General features: G+C 71.0%; 15 protein-coding genes. 5 read left to right on the top strand and 10 right to left on the bottom strand.

All coding sequences use genetic code 11. The features are described 5' to 3' along the window. Positions 1–152: 152 nt before the first annotated feature. A complete protein-coding gene (locus tag ACYVMZ_RS09535) occupies positions 153–602 on the top strand; it encodes a nitroreductase family deazaflavin-dependent oxidoreductase (RefSeq protein ID WP_461077615.1) in 450 nt (149 codons plus the stop codon). Positions 603–688: 86 nt separating this feature from the next. Here ACYVMZ_RS09535 and ACYVMZ_RS09530 read toward each other — a convergent pair whose 3' ends face one another. After that, positions 689–1,924, bottom strand: coding sequence for a geranylgeranyl reductase family protein (locus ACYVMZ_RS09530; RefSeq protein WP_461077613.1), 1,236 nt, complete (start codon positions 1,922–1,924; stop codon positions 689–691). Between the two features lie 234 nt (positions 1,925–2,158). On the opposite strand from ACYVMZ_RS09530, the gene ACYVMZ_RS09525 reads away from it, so the two are divergent. Next, positions 2,159–3,514: a M20/M25/M40 family metallo-hydrolase gene (locus tag ACYVMZ_RS09525; RefSeq protein ID WP_461077611.1), complete on the top strand. Its 1,356-nt coding sequence runs from the start codon at positions 2,159–2,161 to the stop codon at positions 3,512–3,514. Between the two features lie 64 nt (positions 3,515–3,578). After that, positions 3,579–4,289, top strand: a complete 711-nt coding sequence (locus ACYVMZ_RS09520) for an MBL fold metallo-hydrolase (RefSeq protein WP_461077609.1) — start codon at positions 3,579–3,581, stop codon at positions 4,287–4,289. 6 nt (positions 4,290–4,295) lie between these two features. Here the strand turns inward: ACYVMZ_RS09520 and ACYVMZ_RS09515 are convergent, their stop codons facing one another. The 8 genes from ACYVMZ_RS09515 to ACYVMZ_RS09480 all read right to left on the bottom strand — a co-directional run bounded on the left by ACYVMZ_RS09515 (position 4,296) and on the right by ACYVMZ_RS09480 (position 13,384). Then, positions 4,296–5,396 (bottom strand): ABC transporter ATP-binding protein, encoded by a 1,101-nt coding sequence (locus ACYVMZ_RS09515; RefSeq protein WP_461077607.1) that lies wholly within the window; start codon positions 5,394–5,396, stop codon positions 4,296–4,298. A gap of 26 nt (positions 5,397–5,422) precedes the next feature. After that, positions 5,423–6,499 (bottom strand): ABC transporter ATP-binding protein, encoded by a 1,077-nt coding sequence (locus tag ACYVMZ_RS09510; protein ID WP_461077605.1) that lies wholly within the window; start codon positions 6,497–6,499, stop codon positions 5,423–5,425. Positions 6,500–6,526: 27 nt separating this feature from the next. Beyond that, positions 6,527–7,519, bottom strand: coding sequence for an ABC transporter permease (locus ACYVMZ_RS09505; RefSeq protein ID WP_461077603.1), 993 nt, complete (start codon positions 7,517–7,519; stop codon positions 6,527–6,529). Positions 7,520–7,595: 76 nt separating this feature from the next. Next, a complete protein-coding gene (locus ACYVMZ_RS09500; protein WP_461077601.1) occupies positions 7,596–9,263 on the bottom strand; it encodes an ABC transporter substrate-binding protein in 1,668 nt (555 codons plus the stop codon). A 78-nt stretch (positions 9,264–9,341) separates the two neighbouring features. Next, positions 9,342–10,373 (bottom strand): ABC transporter permease, encoded by a 1,032-nt coding sequence (locus tag ACYVMZ_RS09495; protein ID WP_461077599.1) that lies wholly within the window; start codon positions 10,371–10,373, stop codon positions 9,342–9,344. 335 nt (positions 10,374–10,708) lie between these two features. Next, complete coding sequence (locus tag ACYVMZ_RS09490) at positions 10,709–11,752, bottom strand: NUDIX hydrolase (protein WP_461077597.1); 1,044 nt, start codon at positions 11,750–11,752, stop codon at positions 10,709–10,711. Between the two features lie 144 nt (positions 11,753–11,896). Further along, a complete protein-coding gene (locus ACYVMZ_RS09485; RefSeq protein WP_461077595.1) occupies positions 11,897–12,112 on the bottom strand; it encodes a hypothetical protein in 216 nt (71 codons plus the stop codon). A 318-nt stretch (positions 12,113–12,430) separates the two neighbouring features. Then, a complete protein-coding gene (locus tag ACYVMZ_RS09480; protein ID WP_461077593.1) occupies positions 12,431–13,384 on the bottom strand; it encodes an ROK family protein in 954 nt (317 codons plus the stop codon). Positions 13,385–13,573: 189 nt separating this feature from the next. Between ACYVMZ_RS09480 and ACYVMZ_RS09475 the strand changes: the two genes are divergently transcribed. Together ACYVMZ_RS09475 and ACYVMZ_RS09470 are read left to right on the top strand one after the other, a co-directional pair. Then, positions 13,574–14,623 carry a LacI family DNA-binding transcriptional regulator gene (locus ACYVMZ_RS09475; RefSeq protein ID WP_461077591.1) on the top strand — a complete coding sequence of 350 codons (1,050 nt, stop codon included), beginning with the start codon at positions 13,574–13,576 and terminating at the stop codon, positions 14,621–14,623. Positions 14,624–14,630: 7 nt separating this feature from the next. Then, positions 14,631–15,446: a hypothetical protein gene (locus ACYVMZ_RS09470; protein ID WP_461077589.1), complete on the top strand. Its 816-nt coding sequence runs from the start codon at positions 14,631–14,633 to the stop codon at positions 15,444–15,446. Between the two features lie 15 nt (positions 15,447–15,461). On the opposite strand, the gene ACYVMZ_RS09465 is transcribed toward ACYVMZ_RS09470, so the two are convergent. Beyond that, positions 15,462–16,763 (bottom strand): DUF6986 family protein, encoded by a 1,302-nt coding sequence (locus ACYVMZ_RS09465; RefSeq protein WP_461077587.1) that lies wholly within the window; start codon positions 16,761–16,763, stop codon positions 15,462–15,464. Positions 16,764–16,963 lie beyond the last annotated feature (200 nt).

The following is a 16,963-nucleotide window of genomic DNA, read 5'->3' as shown; positions in this document are numbered from 1 at the left end:
GCAGTGCACAGATAAGAGAGCGCTAACCGAGAGCGAGAGCAGTGCTCTTGCTTTGGATCACCGAACTCGTGCAGACTGCTCATCAAGCAAGTGAGAGCAGTGCTCACAAACGAGAGCACAGCTCTCACGCAAATAAGTCCTGGGGGTCCCACATGTCCACGCACGTCCAGAAGCCCGGCTGGTTCACCCGCAACGTCTTCAACCGCACGGTGGCCTGGCTGGCCCGCCGAGGCGTCAGCATCTGGGGCTCCCGGGTCCTGGCCGTCCGCGGCCGCAAGAGCGGCCAGTGGCGCACCACCCCCGTGAATCTGCTGACCGTGGACGGACGGCATTACCTGGTCGCCCCGCGCGGCCACCTCCAGTGGACCCACAACATGCGCGCGGCCGGCGGCGGCGAGTTGCGCCTCGGCAAGCGCGTGGACGTGTTCCGCGCGACCGAGGTCGCCGACGACGACAAGCCGCCCCTCCTGCGCGCCTACCTCAAGCGCTGGAAGGCCGAGGTCGGGGTCTTCTTCAACGGCGTCGGCCCCGACTCCCCCGAGGCCGAGCTGCGCCGCATCGCCCCCGACCACCCGGTCTTCCTGATCACGATCACGAACTGAGCGCCACAAAATGCGTGCGGAACCGGGCGTCACACACTGCGCGCGGACGAACCGAGCGCCAGGAACCGCGCATCAGCTACTCGGCGTCACGACCCGAGTTCCCCCTCCGCCGGAGTGCGGCGGTCCAGCGCGGTCAGGGCGCGCTGGGCCAGCGGATGGGTGCGGACGATCTCGCCCAGCGAGGTCGAGCCCCGCGTGATGTCCTTGAAGGCCTTCCACGCCGGCCGGAAGCCGGTCAGGGCCGCGTGGAACAGCCCGGGGCGGCGCTCGAACACCGCCAGCATCCGCTTGCCGACGCTCATCTCGATGCCGAGGCCCGCCTTGACGGCGAACGCGTAGTTCAGGGCCTGCCGGCGCGTGTCCACGGCGTCGTGTGCCTCGGCGATCCGCACCGCCCACTCCCCCGCGAGCCGCCCCGACCGCAGCGCGAAGGAAATGCCCTCGCGCGTCCACGGCTCCAGCAGCCCCGCCGCGTCCCCGCACACCAGTACCCGCCCGCGGGACAGCGGCGAGTCGTCGGCACGGCACCGGGTCAAGTGGCCCGAGGAGATGCTGGGCTCGAACCCGGCGAGGCCGAGCCGGCCGATGAACTCCTCCAAGTACCGCTTGGTCGCGGCACCTTCGCCCCGCGCCGAGATCACACCGACCGTCAGCGTGTCGCCCTTGGGGAAGACCCAGCCGTAACTGCCGGGCATCGGGCCCCAGTCGATGAGCACCCGCCCCTTCCAGTCCTCGGCGACCGTCTCCGGAACCGGGATCTCCGCCTCCAGGCCGAGGTCCACCTGGTCGACCTTCACCCCGACGTGTGCTCCTATGCGGCTGGCGCTGCCGTCCGCGCCGACCACCGCCCGGGCGAGCACCACCTCGCCGCCCTGCAGGACGACGGCGACCGTACGCCGGTCCGGTACGGCCGAGCCGTGCTGCTCGACCCGCTGGACGGTGACGCCGGTGCGCAGCTCGGCGCCCGCCTTCAGCGCGTGCTCCACGAGCTGCTGGTCGAACTCGGGCCGGTTGATCAGCCCGAACAGCATCTGCTTGGAGCGGCGGGTGCGGGAGAAGCGGCCGTTGTGGGAGAACGTCACCGCGTGCACGCGGTCCTTCAGCGGCAGCTCGAAGCCGGGCGGGAGCGCGTCGCGCGAAGGGCCGATGATGCCGCCGCCGCACGTCTTGTAGCGGGGCAGCTCGGCCTTCTCCAGCAGCAGCACGCGCCGCCCCGCGACCGCCGCCGCGTAGGCGGCCGACGCCCCCGCGGGTCCCGCGCCCACCACGACGACGTCCCACACCTGCCGCACGTCGTCCGCCGAAGAGTTCTCGCTGCTCACGATGGTCTACTGCTCCCGATCAAGCCGCCTGCCTCCCCCACGCTCCCGGCTTCGCCCGAGCGGGGGGTACCCCCATCTGTCTCCCGCATCCTACGGCGACGATCTCCGCAGGCCGCTGTGGGAGGATCGGCGGCGTGGGACGCCCCATACGCCGGGAACGCGCCCACGCCGCACGATCGTCTCGTACACAGAAGTACGCAGAAGTACAACGTCGCACCTACAAGGAGCGTGCCCATGTCGTCGAATCCGGTCGCCGCGACCGTCGCCTCACTGATGCCGAGGGCGAAGGCGGAGCTCACCGAACTGGTGGCCTTCAAGTCGGTGGCGGACTTCGACCAGTTCCCGAGGAGCGAGAGCGAGGCCGCCGCGCGCTGGATCGTGGACGCGCTCACCGCCGAGGGCTTCGAGGACGTGGCCCTGCTCGACACTCCCGACGGCACGCAGTCGGTGTACGGCCACCTGCCCGGCCCGGCGGGTGCGAAGACCGTGCTGCTCTACGCCCACTACGACGTGCAGCCGCCGCTGGACGAGGCCGGCTGGACCACCCCGCCGTTCGAGCTGACCGAGCGCGACGGCCGCTGGTACGGGCGCGGGGCCGCCGACTGCAAGGGCGGCCTGATCATGCACCTGCTCGCGCTGCGCGCGCTGAAGGCGAACGGCGGCATACCCGTGCACGTCAAGGTGATCGCCGAGGGCTCGGAGGAGCAGGGCACGGGCGGCCTCGAGCGATACGCCGAGGCGCACCCCGAGCTTCTGGAGGCCGACACGATCGTCATCGGCGACGCGGGCAACTTCCGGGTCGGCCTGCCGACGGTCACGTCCACCCTGCGCGGTATGACCCTGGTCCGTGTCCGCGTCGACACGCTCGAAGGCAACCTGCACTCGGGCCAGTTCGGCGGCGCGGCCCCCGACGCGCTGGCCGCCCTCATCCGCGTCCTGGACTCGCTGCGCGCCGAGGACGGTTCGACGACCGTCGACGGGCTCACCACCGACAGCCGGTGGGAGGGGCTGCAGTACGACGAGGAGCAGTTCCGGAAGGACGCGAAGGTACTCGACGGGGTCGGGCTGATCGGCTCCGGCACGGTCGCCGACCGGATCTGGGCGCGCCCGGCCGTCACGGTCCTCGGCATCGACTGCCCGCCGGTCGTCGGCGCCACCCCGTCCGTGCAGGCGAGCGCCCGCGCGCTGATCAGCCTCAGGGTGCCGCCGGGTGTGGACGCGGCCGAGGCGACCAAGCTGCTCCAGGCGCACCTGGAGGCGCACACGCCGTGGGGTGCGCGGGTGAGCACCGAGCAGATCGGCCAGGGCCAGGCGTTCCGCGCCGACACCACCAGCCCGGCGTACCAGGCCATGGCCGACGCGATGGCGGTGGCGTACCCGGGTCAGGAGATGCAGTACGCCGGCCAGGGCGGCTCCATCCCGCTGTGCAACACGCTCGCCGCCCTCTACCCGCACGCGGAGATCCTGCTGATCGGCCTGAGCGAGCCGGAGGCCCAGATCCACGCGGTGAACGAGAGCGTGTCCCCCGAGGAGCTGGAGCGGCTGTCGGTGGCGGAGGCACTGTTCCTGCGCAACTACGCGGCGAGCTGAGCTCGCGCTCTGCCCTCGGCTAAGGGCCCGTGCCTGAGGGTGGGGGAGCTTCTACGGTCGTCCCATGGACGTCATCCAGCTGCTCCCCCGCCTTCACCTGCTGCGCTTCCCGGTCGGCCAGGCCTACCTCTGGCGGGACGGTGACGACCTGTCGCTGATCGACGCCGGGCCGAAGGGGTCCGGTGCGCCGATCGCCGAGGTCGTGACCGCGCTCGGCCGGGATCCCCGGGCAGTACGGCGGATCGTGCTCACCCACTTCCACGAGGACCACGCGGGCGGGGCGGCCGAGTTCGCGGCCCTCAGCGGTGCCGAGGTGCTGGCGCACCGCCTGGAGGCGCCCGTCGTACGGGGTGAGGTCCCCGGCCCGCCACCGGTGTTCGAGGACTGGGAGCGCCCCCTGCACGAGGCGGCGGTGAGGCTTCTGCCGCCGGGCGGGTACGCGCGGCCGCCGCAGGTGACGGAGGTGTCGGACGGCGACGTCCTCGACGTGGGCGGCGGCGCGCACGTCGTCCATGTCCCGGGGCACACGTACGGCAGCATCGCGCTGCATCTCCCCGGGCACGCGGTGCTGTTCACCGGTGACACGGTCGCCGCGTCACCCGTCGACGGAGCGGTGATGCCGGGGGTGTTCAACCTCGACCGCTCTCAGGTCCTCGCCGGCTGCCGCCGGCTGGCCGCGCTCGATGCGGAGGTGGCCTGTTTCGGCCACGGCGATCCGGTGGTCGGGCAGGCCTCGGCGGCGCTTCGGAAGGCACTGGACGCGATGGCTCACTGACCGCCGTCAGGAGCCCAGCGCCGGGTCGAGAACGATGTCCTCGCCGCGTGCGTCGACCGTGGGCTCCTCGGGAAAGTGGCAGGCCGTCAGATGCCCTTCGGGGCTGCCCTCGAGACGCACCAGCGGCGGCCCCTCGGCGGCGCACCGGTCCTGGGCCTTCCAGCAGCGGGTGCGGAAGCGGCAGCCGGAGGGCGGGTCGATCGGGGAGGGCACGTCCCCGGCCAGCCGGATGCGCTCCCGCCGCTCCGTCGCCTCCGGGTCGGCCTCGGGGACGGCGGACAGCAACGCGTGCGTGTAGGGGTGCCGCGGCCGGGTGTAGAGGGTCTCGCGGTCGGCGACCTCGACGATCTTCCCCAGGTACATGACCGCGACGCGCTCGGAGAAGTGCCGTACGACGGCGAGGTCGTGCGCGATGAACACGAAGGCGATGCCGAACTCCCGCTGGAGGTCCTGGAGGAGGTTGACGACCTGGGCCTGGATGGAGACGTCCAGCGCGGAGACCGGTTCGTCGGCCACGATGAGCTTGGGCCGCAGGGCGAGGGCGCGGGCGATGCCGATGCGCTGGCGCTGGCCGCCGGAGAACTCGTTCGGGTAGCGGTTGTAGTGCTCGGGGTTGAGGCCCACGGTCTCCAGCAACTCCTGGGCACGCTTCTTGTGGCCCTGGGGAGGGTCGATGCCGTTGAGTTTCATCGGCGTCTCGATGATCGTGCCGACCGTGTGCCTGGGGTTCAGCGAGGAGTACGGGTCCTGGAAGATCATCTGGAGGTTCCGGCGGGCCTGCCGCATGCTCGCCGGAGGCCGGCGGGTGATGTCCTCGCCGTCGAACACGATGCTGCCGGCCGTCGGCTCCAGCAGCCGGGTGACCAGGCGGCCCGTGGTCGACTTGCCGCAGCCGGACTCGCCGACCAGGCCGAGTGACTGGCCGGCCCCGACGGAGAAGTCGATGCCGTCGACGGCGTGCACGGCCCCGATCCGGCGCTGGAAGACGATGCCCTGCCGGATGGGGAAGTGCTTGCGCAGAGCGCGGACTTCGAGGAGGTTCTCGCCGTCCGGTGGCTGGGTGTCACGGGCCGCGGTCTGCTCGGTGCTGGGGCGGGTGGTGGTCACGGCATGCTCCTGTTCGTCCGCCGCCGTCACTGCGCGGCCCGGGCGGGTCCCCGGCCGTGGATTTCTTGCTTGGCCTCTTCGGTGAGATGGCAGGCGGCGATGTGCCGGCCGGTGCCGGGAATGGCCCGCAGTTCGGGGCGCTCCACCGTGCAACGGCCTTCCGGGACCCAGCCCTTGTAGGCGCAGCGGGGATGGAAGGCGCAGCCGCCCGGGAGGTTGATCAGGCTCGGCGGGGTGCCGGGGATCGGGTTCAGCCGTACGCCGACGTCGCCGGTGAGGTGCGGCATCGACTGCAACAGGCCCCAGGTGTAGGGGTGTTGCGGCTGCTTCAGCACCTGGTGCTTGCTGCCGTACTCGATCCGGCGGCCGCCGTACATCACCAGGATGTCGTCGGCGACGTCGGCGACCACGCCGAGGTCGTGGGTGATGATGACGACGGCGGAGCCGAACTCTTCCTGGAGGTCGCGGATCAGGTCCAGGATCTGCGCCTGGACGGTGACGTCCAGGGCGGTGGTGGGTTCGTCGGCGATGAGCAGGGCGGGGTCGCAGACCAGGGACATGGCGATCATGGCGCGTTGCCGCATGCCGCCGGAGAACTGGTGGGGGTAGTCCTTCGCCCGGCGCTCGGGCTGCGGGATGCCGACCCGCTTGAGCATCTCCACGGCTCGGTCCCTTGCCTCCTGCTTGGAGACCTTGTGGTGCACCCGGTAGGCCTCGGCGATCTGGGCGCCGACGGTGAAGAAGGGATGCAGTGCGGACAGCGGGTCCTGGAAGATCATCGAGACGGTTCTGCCGCGCAGGGCGCGCATCTCGTGCTCGGGCAGGGCGACGAGTTCCTTCCCCTCCAGCCAGATCTCGCCGGAGACCTGGGCGCGGGTGCCCTTGTGCAGCCCGAGCAGGGCCAGCGAGGTCACCGACTTGCCGGAGCCGGACTCGCCGACGATGCCGAGGGTCTCCCCCTTCTCCAGGGTGAAGGACACGCCGTCGACGGACCGGACGAGGCCGTCCTCGGTCGGGAAGTGCACCCGCAGGTCCCGTACGTCGAGGAAGGAGGAGGACACGGGCGCGAGGTCCGCGGACTGCGGGGAGGTCTGCACAGACACGGAGTGTTCCTAAGGACGAAGGAGAGCTCAGGCGAGGCGGACGCGCGGGTCGACGAGGCCGTACACCAGGTCCACGACGACGTTGGCGAGGACGACGAAGGTCGCGGCGAAGAGCGTGGTGCCGAGGATGACCGGCAGGTCGGAGTTCTGTACGGAGTCCACGGCCAGCTTGCCGATGCCGTTGATGCCGAACACCGACTCGGTGATGACGGCGGAGCCGCCGATGAGCGAGCCGACGTCCATGCCGAAGATGGTGATGATCGGGGTGATCGCGGCCCGCAGCCCGTGCTTGAGGACGACCGTGCCGGCGGGGAGGCCCTTGGCCCGGGCGGTGCGCATGTAGTCCTCGGCGAAGACGTCCAGCATGGAGGAGCGGGTGAGCCGGGTGTACATCGCGAGGTAGACGACGACCAGGGTGGCCCAGGGCAGGAGCAGCCCCTGGAACCAGGCGGCCGGGTCCTGGGTGATCGGCGTGTAGCCGGAGGCGGGCAGGATCTGCCACTTGTCGACGAACAGGTACAGCAGGAGCAGGCCGACGAAGTAGATCTGCACGGAGACGCCGACCAGCGCCAGCCCGACGGCTGCCTTGTCGGCGGCCCTGCCCCTGCGGACCGCGGCCACCGTCCCGAGGCCGACGCCCAGGATCAGGAAGGCCACCGCCGCACCGAGGCCGAGGGACAGGTCGGCCGGGAAGTCGCCCAGCAGGGTGGTCAGGACGGGCGTGTCGGTCTGGAAGGAGACACCGAGGCAGGGCGCGCCGCAGTGGATGCGCACGCTCTGGTCGCCGTAGTCGCGGCCGGCGAACAGGCCCTTGAAGAACTCCCAGAACTGCGTCAGGAGGCTCTGGTCGAGGCCCAGCGCGTGCCTGATCTCCGCCAGCCGGGAGGGGGAACAGGTCTTTCCGCAGGCCAGGAGAGCGGGGTTGGACGGCAGCGCGAAGAAGATGACGAAGGTGATGACGGTGATCACCAGCAGGATCACGGCCGCTGCCAGCAGGCGTCGGATGAGGTAACGAAGCATGGGGTGCGGGGACCTGACGTGAGTGGGGCGCCCGCCGGCGGCCGGGACCGCCGACGGGCCTCAGGAGAGGGATGCGTCAGTGCTTGACGTAGGCGTGCACCAGGCTGGGCTCGGCCATGATCGTGTCGTCGATGACACCGCCGACCCTGGAGCCGCCCAGGTCGCTGAAGTTCATGTACATCAGCGGGACCACGGCGGCGTCCTTCAGGATCTGCTCGTCCAGGTCGCCGTAGGCGACGTTGCGCTGCTTGATGTCGGTCATCTTGCCGATCTTGTCGATCTGCGCGTTGACCTTCGGGTCGTCGAGGTACGACAGGTCGTTGTTGGACTGCGGCAGCTTCTTGATCTGCCGTCCGTCGAAGAGGGTGGGCAGCACGGTGGAGGCGTTCGGCCAGTCCGCGATCCAGTCGCCCCAGGTCAGGTCGTACTGGTTCTTGACGTTGCTCACGGTGCTGAAGTAGTTCGACTTGTCGATCGGTGAGATGTTCACCGTGATGCCGATCTTGGCGAGCGCGGTCTTCACGGCGTCGGCGAAGTGCTCCTGGGTGGGCACGTTCTCCACGGCCAGCGACATGGTGGGCTTCGGGTTGCCGGCCTGCTTCATCAGGGCCTTGGCCTTGGTGAGGTCACCGGCGGGGTTGCTGCCGTACAGGTTGAAGTTCTTGTGGCCGTCGATGCCGGGGGCCAGCATCGTGGTCGCGTAGTCGCCGTAGGCCGCACCGCCGAAGGCGCCCCGGGCGGTGGTCTTGTCGACGGCGTACTCGATGGCCTGGCGGACCCTGATGTCCTTGACGCGGCCGGTGTTGATCGCCATGTAGTTGATGCCCGGCGCCGGGATCTTGTAGTAACGCGACTTCAGGGACGGGTCGTTGGCGATCGTCGTCAGGTCGGAGCCGGCGATCGGCGTCTGGGTGATCGAGGTCTGGGCGGTGCCGGCGTCGGACTTGATCTGCTGGTCGATGGCGGACTGGTCCTGCCCGAACTTCGCGTCGATCTCATCGACGTTCTGCTCGCGGATCGGGTCGTTCGACTGGCTCCAGTACTTGTTCCTGACCAGGACCAATTCCTTGCCCTTGGTGTACGACTTGATCATGTAGGGCCCGTCGGACCAGACGTGCGTGTCGTACGTCGAGCCGGTGTCGTGGGCCTTGGGCACCGCCGACCACCCGGTCATCGCCGTCGTCTCGTTGAAGTCGGCGACCGCCTGGTTGAGATGGAAGACGATCGTGTACTGGTCCGGCGTCTGGATCGAACCGAGCTGCTGTCCCTTGTAGGGGCCCTTGTACGAGTCGCCGCCGACCAGCCACTGGCTCGCGTACGGCGGGCCGCCGTTGATGTCCGGGGAGAAGAACCGCTCGACGCCGTACTTGACGTCCTGCGCGGTGACCTGAGTGCCGTCCTGCCACTTGATCCCGTGGCGCAGGTGGAAGGTCCACACCGTGTCGCCCTTGCTGGGCGTTCCCGTGTCGGTGGCCAGGTCGCCGACCAGCTCGGGCTTGGCGCCCGTCTCGTCCCATCCGGTCAGGGTGCGGACGAGTTCGTAGTCCATGCTCGATCCCTCGGTCGTGTAGGTCCGCTGGGGGTCGATGTGGTCGTAGTCCGAGTCGTTGAGGACCGTCAGCGTGCCGCCCTTGGCCGGGGAGCCGCCGGAGGTGGCACTGGAGGAACCTCCGCATGCGGTGGCCCCCAGGGCGATCGCCACGGCGGATGCCGTGAGGGCGAGCGTGCGCGTTCTGCGCGTCATTGAGCGAGCTCCGTTCTGATAAGGGCCCGGTGGCCGTTCATGGGGCCCGGGCCGACACTCGGGGAGGGGGGTGGCGGGTCAGCCGCGGCGGGCGCGGGGATCGAGGGCGTCCCGTACGCCGTCCCCGAGGAGGTTGAGCGCCAGCACCAGGACGAGGAGCAGGACACCGGGCACGAACAGGTACATCGGGTCCTGCAGGAAGTACTGGGAGGCGTCCGACAGCAGGGCGCCCCAGTCCGGGTTGGGCGGGATGACGCCGACGCCCAGGTACGACAGGGCCGCCTCGGTGGTGATGTTCTGCGGGACGGCGAGCGCGAAGGAGATCAGCACCGGCGCCCACAGGTTGGGCAGCAACTGCCGGAAGAGGATGTGCCGGCGGCCGGCGCTCATCAGCCGGGCCGCGTCGACGAACTCCCGCTCGCGCAGGGACAGTACCTGTCCGCGCACCAGGCGCGCGGTATAGGCCCAGGCGAACACCGTGATGTTGAGGACCAGGACCAGCAGCCGGAGATTCTCGTCGGTGCCGCCGTGGCTGTCGGTCTGCAGCGCGTTCTGGATCACCGGGGTGAGGGCGATGATGAACAGCAGCTGCGGGAACGCCAGCATCACATCCATCACCCGGGACAGCAGGGAGTCGGCCCAGCCGCCGAAGTAGCCGGCCGCGAGCCCCGCCACGACACCGACCGTCGTGGACAGCACGGCCGAGGCGAAGCCGACGAAGAGCGAAGTGCGCAGGCCGTAGACGATGCGGCCGAACAGGTCGTAGCCCGTGCCCGGTTCGACCCCCAGCAGGTGGGTGAGGCTGATACCGCCGAGTGCGCCGTGGGGGAAGTTGCCCGTGTCCGGGTTGATCGCCTTGTTGTCGGGGGTGATCGGCCCCCAGCCGGTGATCGCGGTGAGCACCGGCGCGAGCAGCGCGATCACGACGAACAGGACGGTGGTCACCAGCGCGGCCAGGGTGACCTTGTCGCGCCTGATGCGCTGCCAGGCCATCCGGGCCGGTGATCTGCCGGCGACGACCGTGCCGCCGGGACCGGGGTCCTGCGCCGACGCGTCGGCAACGAGCGTCGCGCCGCTGCCGGTCGCGACCGGCGGGAGTTGCGTGGTCATCGTACGGACATCCCGTATCTGCCCCTGGAGAAAGGAATTGGGCGGCGGCCGTAGCGGTCGCCGTGAGACTCTGCGGACTTTCGCAATGCCGCGCGAGTCCGGTCAAGGCGAGCCAGGGGCAGAAAAGGGATTGTTTGCGCTCGTGGCGGAGTGTTGACGAGAACGGGGTGCGTGATTAGCCACCACGTGATTTGCCGCAGGATATTTCTTGGGGAGCGCTTAGCGTATCCGCGGCGAGGGTTGCCTCTTGCCGTTCTCTCGGAATTCCCCGCGCCGGGTAAAGCCAAGTACGGCTCCCGGTCAGAAAAAGACTTCGTACGGCACCTGACCGGGCGTCAGCCGACCGGTTTCCCGGCCTCCAGATAGAGCGCCGCCCCGCGTTCCCGGGCCCGCAGCGCCCAGCGCAGCCGCTCGTAGCGCACCGGAGGCAGCAGGTCGGCGGCCTCGGCCTCGGTGACGAAGCGCCAGTCGCGCAGCTCAGGTCCGGGCAGCAGCAGCCGTCCGGCCTCGGCGGCGTCGAGGCGGCCGCCGTCGAAGAGCAGGCGCAGGCCGCCGAAACCGGGCGGTGCGGGCGGTTCCCAGTCGACGACGAGCAGACTCGGTACGTCGTCGAGCTGGATCCCGGTCTCCTCGGCGACCTCGCGCACCCCGGCCCGCGCGGGCGCCTCACCGGGCTCGACGACGCCGCCGGGGAACTCCCAGCCGGCCTTGTAGGTGGGGTCGACGAGCAGCACCCGGTCCTGCTCGTCGAAGAGGAGGACACCGGCGGCGAGCGTCTCGGCGGTGGGCTCGGGCGTCTGCACGATGTCGCAGACGGGCACGGAGCCGTTGCCGACCGCCTCGGCGATCCGGGCGGCGGTCTCGTACGGGGTGAGGGCGCTGGTGTCGATGGGGTGGGCGTCGGCGGTGAGCCAGGAGGCGAGGGCGGCGTGGTACGGCTCGATGTGGTCGTACGACCACTGCCGTATCCGTATCTCCCCGTCGGGGAGGTCGGGTGGGACCTCCCGGCCGGCTATTCGCTCACGCAGGATCGTTTCGGCCGGTGCCAGGAGGATGTGGCGGACGGGGATGCGGCGCGCGGCGAGGCCGCCGAAGATCTCGTCCCGGTACTCCTGGCGCAGCAGGGTCATGGGGACCACGAGGGTCCCGCCGAGTTCGGCGAGCATCGCGGCCGCCGTGTCGATCACGAGACGACGCCAGATCGGCAGGCCCTGGTAGTCGCCGACCTCGGCGAGGTGCTTGGGTGGCAGCAGGTACTGGAGCGCTCCACCGATGACCTCGGGGTCGAAGAGCGTGCTGTTCGGGATCAGTTCGATCAGTTCCCGTGCAGTGGTGGTCTTCCCCGCACCGAACGCACCGTTGATCCAGACGACGGTCACAGGTCCCCCTCTTCTGTTGGCCCTCTGTGGCTTGCCCGCTCCACCCTGCCACGGAAACCAGCCCCAGTTGAGGGCGCATGACAACGGCGCCGGCGCCCCCTGCCCCGGGGGCGCCGGCGCCGCGTGGCCCGGCCGTCGGGTCCCTCAGCCGTCCTTGCCCGGCTTGGCACCGTCCTTGGCCGACGTGCCGTCGTCCAGCGCCAGGCCGTCCTCGGCGTGGACGGTCTTGTCGAGGGTGCCGAGGGCGTCGTCGGCGCTGAGGGTGCCGATCCCCTCGCCGAGGGCGTGGGACGGGGTGACCGCCGCGACGACGAAGCCGGTGGCGAGGGAGGCGATGGCGAGCATGCTGCGCTTCTTCATGCCTGACACAACTGCGGGAACGGGTCAGGGGTCACGGACTTGTCCCACCATCAGGAGGGCGGATGGACGATGGTGACGGCCACATCCGTGTCGAGGCAACGGCCCTGCACGGCGGCGGCGGTGTCCGCGATGTCCTGGCGGCCACGTCCGGCTCTCGCCCCAGATCGCGGACGGGTGACCGGCAGGCGTCCTCCGCCTGCGCAGGCCCCCGGCCCCGGCCCTTGGAAGAGGCCCGGCGAGGCCTCGGTCCCTTCGCCCCCGGAAGAGGCCCCTCGGCCCGGAAGAACGTTCCTGCAGTCGCCGCGGCAGCCCGTGGTCTCACACTGCCGCCGCAGCCGCGTCCGCCCGCTTCGCGAGCGCTGCCGCCGCCGCGCCCACCAGGCCCGCGTCGGTGCCCATCTGGGCCGGGGTCACGGTCAGGCGCTGGACGAACGACAGGGTCGCGTAGTCGGTGAGGGCCTTGCGCAGGGGCGTGAAGAGGATGTCGCCCGCCTTGCCCACTCCCCCGCCGATCACGGCGATGTCGACCTCGACGAGGGTCGCGGTGGCCGCGATGCCGGCGGCCAGGGCCTGCGCGGCGCGTTCGAAGGAGGCCACGGCGACCGGGTCGCCGGCCCGGGCCGCGGCGGCCACCGCGGCGGCGGAGGTGTCGCCGTCCGGGCCGGGCTGCCAGCCGTTCTCCAGGGCACGCCGGGCGATGTTGGGTCCGCTGGCGATGCGCTCCACGCAGCCACGCGCACCGCACGGACAGGGGTCGCCGTCGAGGTCCACGCTGATGTGACCGATGTGACCGGCGTTGCCGGTGGGGCCAGGGTGCAGTCGGCCGTTGAGGACCAGACCGCCGCCGACACCCGTGGAGACGACCATGCACAGCGCGTTGTCGTGGCCGCGGGCGGCGCCCTGCCAGTGCTCCGCGGCGGTGATCGCCACACCGTCGCCGATCAGCTCCGCGGGCAGGTCACCGGCGGTGGCACGGACCCGTGCGACGAGCGGGTAGTCGCGCCAGCCGGGCACGTTCACCGGGGACACCGTGCCGGCGGAGGCGTCCACGGGGCCGGCGCTGCCGATACCGAGGGCGTGCACACGGTCCCACAGCGGCGAGCCGGTCAGCTCGCGGAGCACCTCCTCGACGGCCCGCATCACGGTGTCGCCGTCCTCCCGGGCGGGCGTCGGGCGCTGCGCGCGGACCAGGATCGTGCCGTGGCCGTCGACCAGCGCTCCGGCGATCTTGGTGCCGCCGATGTCGAGCGCGGCCACGAGGTCGGTGTGCATCAGTGTCGATTCTCCCCGTCAACCTTGGAAAAGGGCTGGCCGGTCCAGCGGTGGGGACGTGGGCCGGAGACTGTGGGGACAGTCTCCCCTGGGTGTGACAACGTTGTCCAGGCCCTATGCTCGACGCCACATCCTCATACAAGACCATGGATCGCGCCTACCCCGCCGACGACGACAGGACACCGCATCGTGCCCGAGACCGCACGCCGAGCAGACCGCCTCTCCGCAACGCGATACGGCAACCGTCCGACCATGAAGGACGTGGCGGCCCGTGCCGGGGTCGGCCTCAAGACCGTCTCCCGTGTCGTCAACGGGGAGCCCGGCGTCACGCCGGAGACGGAACGGCGCGTCCAGGAGGCCATCGACGCCCTCGGTTTCCGCCGCAACGACAGCGCACGGGTGCTGCGCAAGGGCCGTACGGCGAGCATCGGACTGGTCCTGGAGGATCTCGCCGACCCGTTCTACGGGCCGCTCAGCCGCTCCGTGGAGGAGGTGGCCCGCGCCCACGGCGCCCTGCTGATCAACGGCTCCAGCGCGGAGGACCCGGACCGCGAGCAGGAACTGGTGCTGGCGCTGTGCGCGCGCCGTGTGGACGGGCTGGTGGTGATCCCGGCCGGTGACGACCACCGGTACCTGGAGCCGGAGCTCAAGGCGGGGGTGGCCACGGTGTTCGTGGACCGGCCGGCCGGGAAGATCGACGCCGACGTCGTCCTCTCGGACAACTACGGCGGCGCCCGCGGCGGGGTCGCCCACCTGATCGCCCACGGGCACCGCCGGATCGGGTTCATCGGCGACATGCCCCGCATCCACACCGCGGCCGAGCGGCTGCGCGGCTACCGGGCCGCCATGGAGGACGCGGGCATACCGGTGGACGACTCCTGGATGTCCCTGGGCGTCACCGACCCCGAGCGGGTGCGCCGGGCGGCCGAGGAGATGCTCCGCGGCCCGCACCCGGTCACCGCGATCTTCGCGGGCAACAACCGGGTGACGGTCACCGTGATCCGGGTGCTCGCCGAGCAGACCCGCCGTGTCGCCCTCGTCGGCTTCGACGACATCGAGCTCGCCGACCTGCTCCAGCCGGGGGTCACGGTCGTCGCCCAGGACGCGGCGGCCCTCGGCCGTACCGCCGCCGAGCGCCTGTTCCGCCAGCTGGACGGCGACCTGGTCGCCCCGGAGCGCATCGAGCTGCCGACCCGGCTGATCACCCGCGGCTCGGGCGAGCTGCCGCCGGCGGACTGAGCGGCCCGTGGAGGAGCGCACCCTTCGGGCACTCGGCCTGGCCGAGGCGCCGCGTGAGCATCCGCTGCTGTATCCGGGCGCCTGGCCCGAGGAGTCCGGGCTCCTCGCCGGGGACCGGCTGCTGCCCCTGGACCGCCTGGTGCACGAGGACCGCGTCCCCGTCCTCGCCATCGGCTCCAACGCCTGCCCGGGCCAACTGCGGCACAAGATGGACCAGTTCGGGATCACCTCCCCGGTCCCGATGGTGCGGACCCGGGTGACGGGCGTCGACGTGGGCGTCTCCGCGCACGTGAGCCGCATGGGGTACGTGTCGGCGTCGCCGGTCGACGCGCCCGGAAACCTACGGGAGTTGTTCGTCCTCTGGCTCGACGCCGAACAACTCGCGGTGATCGACGCGAGCGAGGGCGTGCCGCTGCCGGCCGGGAACTACCACCGGGCCTGGCTGCCCGCGCCCGACGTACGGATCGAACTCGCGGACGGCACCACGCTGCCCGGGGCGTACGCGTACGTCAACCGGCACGGCGTCCTGCACGACGGCACCGGCACCCCCCGCATCCACCCTGGCCAGCGGGCGCTGCTCACCGAACTCCTGGTGGAACTGCCGCGTCTGCGGGAGCTGTTCGGTGTCACGCCCGAGCAGTTCTGCGCGCGGGCGCGCTCCGACCGGCGGCTGTGCGAGCGGGGCACGCGGCTGTTCGTCCAGGAGAAGCTGGTCACGGCCTCCGCTCTGGAGCGGTACGCGGCGGCCACGGCGGTCTCCGCGGGCTCTCAGCGGACCGGGAGCCCGGGGACCGGTGCGTCGTTGTCGCCGCTCTGGAGGTAGCCTGTCGCGCGCTCGTCAGGCGGAAGCCGTCAGATCACCCCGCCGCGGTGCCGCGAAAGCCTCCAGGTCGGCGCGCGTCAGACCGCTGAGCCGGGCGACCTCGGCGATGTCGAGGGCGCCGCAGTCCAGACCGCGCAGCAGGTAGCCGCTGAGGGCCTTGGCGGTGGCGGGCTCGTCCATGACGTCGCCGCCGGTGCGGTTGGCGTAGCGGGCGAGGCGGCCGGCGGCCTGTTGGAAGCCCTCGCGGTAGAAGGCGAAGACGGCGGCGTAGCGCGTGGGGATGTGGCCGGGGTGCATGTCCCAGCCCTGGTAGTAGGCGCGGGCGAGGGCCCGGCGGGTGAGGCCGTAGTGCAGCCGCCAGGCGGCGTGGACCTTCTCGGCCGGGCCCACGGGCAGGACGTTGGTGGAGCCGTCCGACACCCTCACGCCCGTCCCCGCCGCCGCGACCTGGATGATCGCCTTGGCGTGGTCGGCGGCCGGGTGGTCGCTGGCCTGGTAGGCGGCGGAGACGCCGAGGCAGGCGCTGTAGTCGAAGGTGCCGTAGTGCAGGCCCGTGGCGCGGCCCTGCGAGGCCTGGATCATGCGGGCGACCGTCGCCGTGCCGTCGGCGGCGAGGATGGCCTGGCTGGTCTCGATCTGGATCTCGAAGCCGATCCGGCCGGGCTCGAGGCCGTGCGCCTTCTCGAATGCCTCCAGCAGCCGCACCATGGCGGTGACCTGCTCGGGGTACGTCACCTTCGGCAGGGTGAGGACCAGGCCGTCGGGCAGGCCGCCGGCCTCCATCAGGCCGGTGAGGAAGATGTCGAGGGTGCGGATGCCGCGGTCGCGTACCGGCGCCTCCATGCACTTCATGCGGATGCCCATGTACGGCGCCGCCGTGCCCTCGGCGTACGCCTCGGCGATCAGGCGGGCCGCGCGGGCGGCGGTCTTGTCCTCCTCGGCGTCGGGGCGGTTGCCGTAGCCGTCCTCGAAGTCGACGCGCAGGTCCTCGATCGGCTCACGCTCCAGCTTGGCGCGCACGCGCGCGTACACGGGCTCGGCGAGCTCGTCGGACAGTCCAAGGACGGCGGCGAACGAGGCCGCGTCCGGGGCGTGTTCGTCGAGGAGGGCGAGGGCCTTCTCACCCCAGGAGCGGATCGTGTCGGCGGCGAAGGCGTCGCCGGGGACGTAGACGGTGTGGACGGGCTGGCGGGTGCCGGGGTCTCCGGGATAGCGGCGCTCCAGTTCGGCGTCGACGGGCGCGAGGGAGGCGCTGATCTCCTCGCTGACGGCGCCCGCGAGGCTCGTCGCCACCTTCTCCTGCTGGCCCTGACCCATCCCACACCCTCCATTTTCCGCTCTACGGAATCAACAATCCGTAGAGCGAAGTTATCGGGCGACCTTCCCGCTGGTCAACACCGTCTTACGTCGCGATCCACTCCCCCATCTCGGCATGTTCACGTCCATCTGGCACTGTTTCACACGGAAGCACGCACAACTCCACACCGCCCTCGTACGACTCGCCCCGGAAGCCGCCA

The sequence above is a fragment of the Streptomyces deserti genome (genome assembly GCF_054782695.1).
The sequence above is the reverse complement of the archived record's forward strand: the minus strand, read 5'-3'. Positions and strand labels throughout refer to the sequence as shown.

What these genes read in the sequence shown, in the direction of transcription:
- ACYVMZ_RS09500 (WP_461077601.1), bottom strand. Translation starts at nt 9,263, where the DNA reads ATGACGCGCAGAACGCGCACGCTCGCCCTCACGGCATCCGCCGTGGCG.
- ACYVMZ_RS09535 (WP_461077615.1), top strand. Translation starts at nt 153, where the DNA reads ATGTCCACGCACGTCCAGAAGCCCGGCTGGTTCACCCGCAACGTCTTC.
- ACYVMZ_RS09505 (WP_461077603.1), bottom strand. Translation starts at nt 7,519, where the DNA reads ATGCTTCGTTACCTCATCCGACGCCTGCTGGCAGCGGCCGTGATCCTG.
- ACYVMZ_RS09495 (WP_461077599.1), bottom strand. Translation starts at nt 10,373, where the DNA reads ATGACCACGCAACTCCCGCCGGTCGCGACCGGCAGCGGCGCGACGCTC.
- ACYVMZ_RS09525 (WP_461077611.1), top strand. Translation starts at nt 2,159, where the DNA reads ATGTCGTCGAATCCGGTCGCCGCGACCGTCGCCTCACTGATGCCGAGG.
- ACYVMZ_RS09480 (WP_461077593.1), bottom strand. Translation starts at nt 13,384, where the DNA reads ATGCACACCGACCTCGTGGCCGCGCTCGACATCGGCGGCACCAAGATC.
- ACYVMZ_RS09465 (WP_461077587.1), bottom strand. Translation starts at nt 16,763, where the DNA reads ATGGGTCAGGGCCAGCAGGAGAAGGTGGCGACGAGCCTCGCGGGCGCC.
- ACYVMZ_RS09520 (WP_461077609.1), top strand. Translation starts at nt 3,579, where the DNA reads ATGGACGTCATCCAGCTGCTCCCCCGCCTTCACCTGCTGCGCTTCCCG.
- ACYVMZ_RS09485 (WP_461077595.1), bottom strand. Translation starts at nt 12,112, where the DNA reads ATGAAGAAGCGCAGCATGCTCGCCATCGCCTCCCTCGCCACCGGCTTC.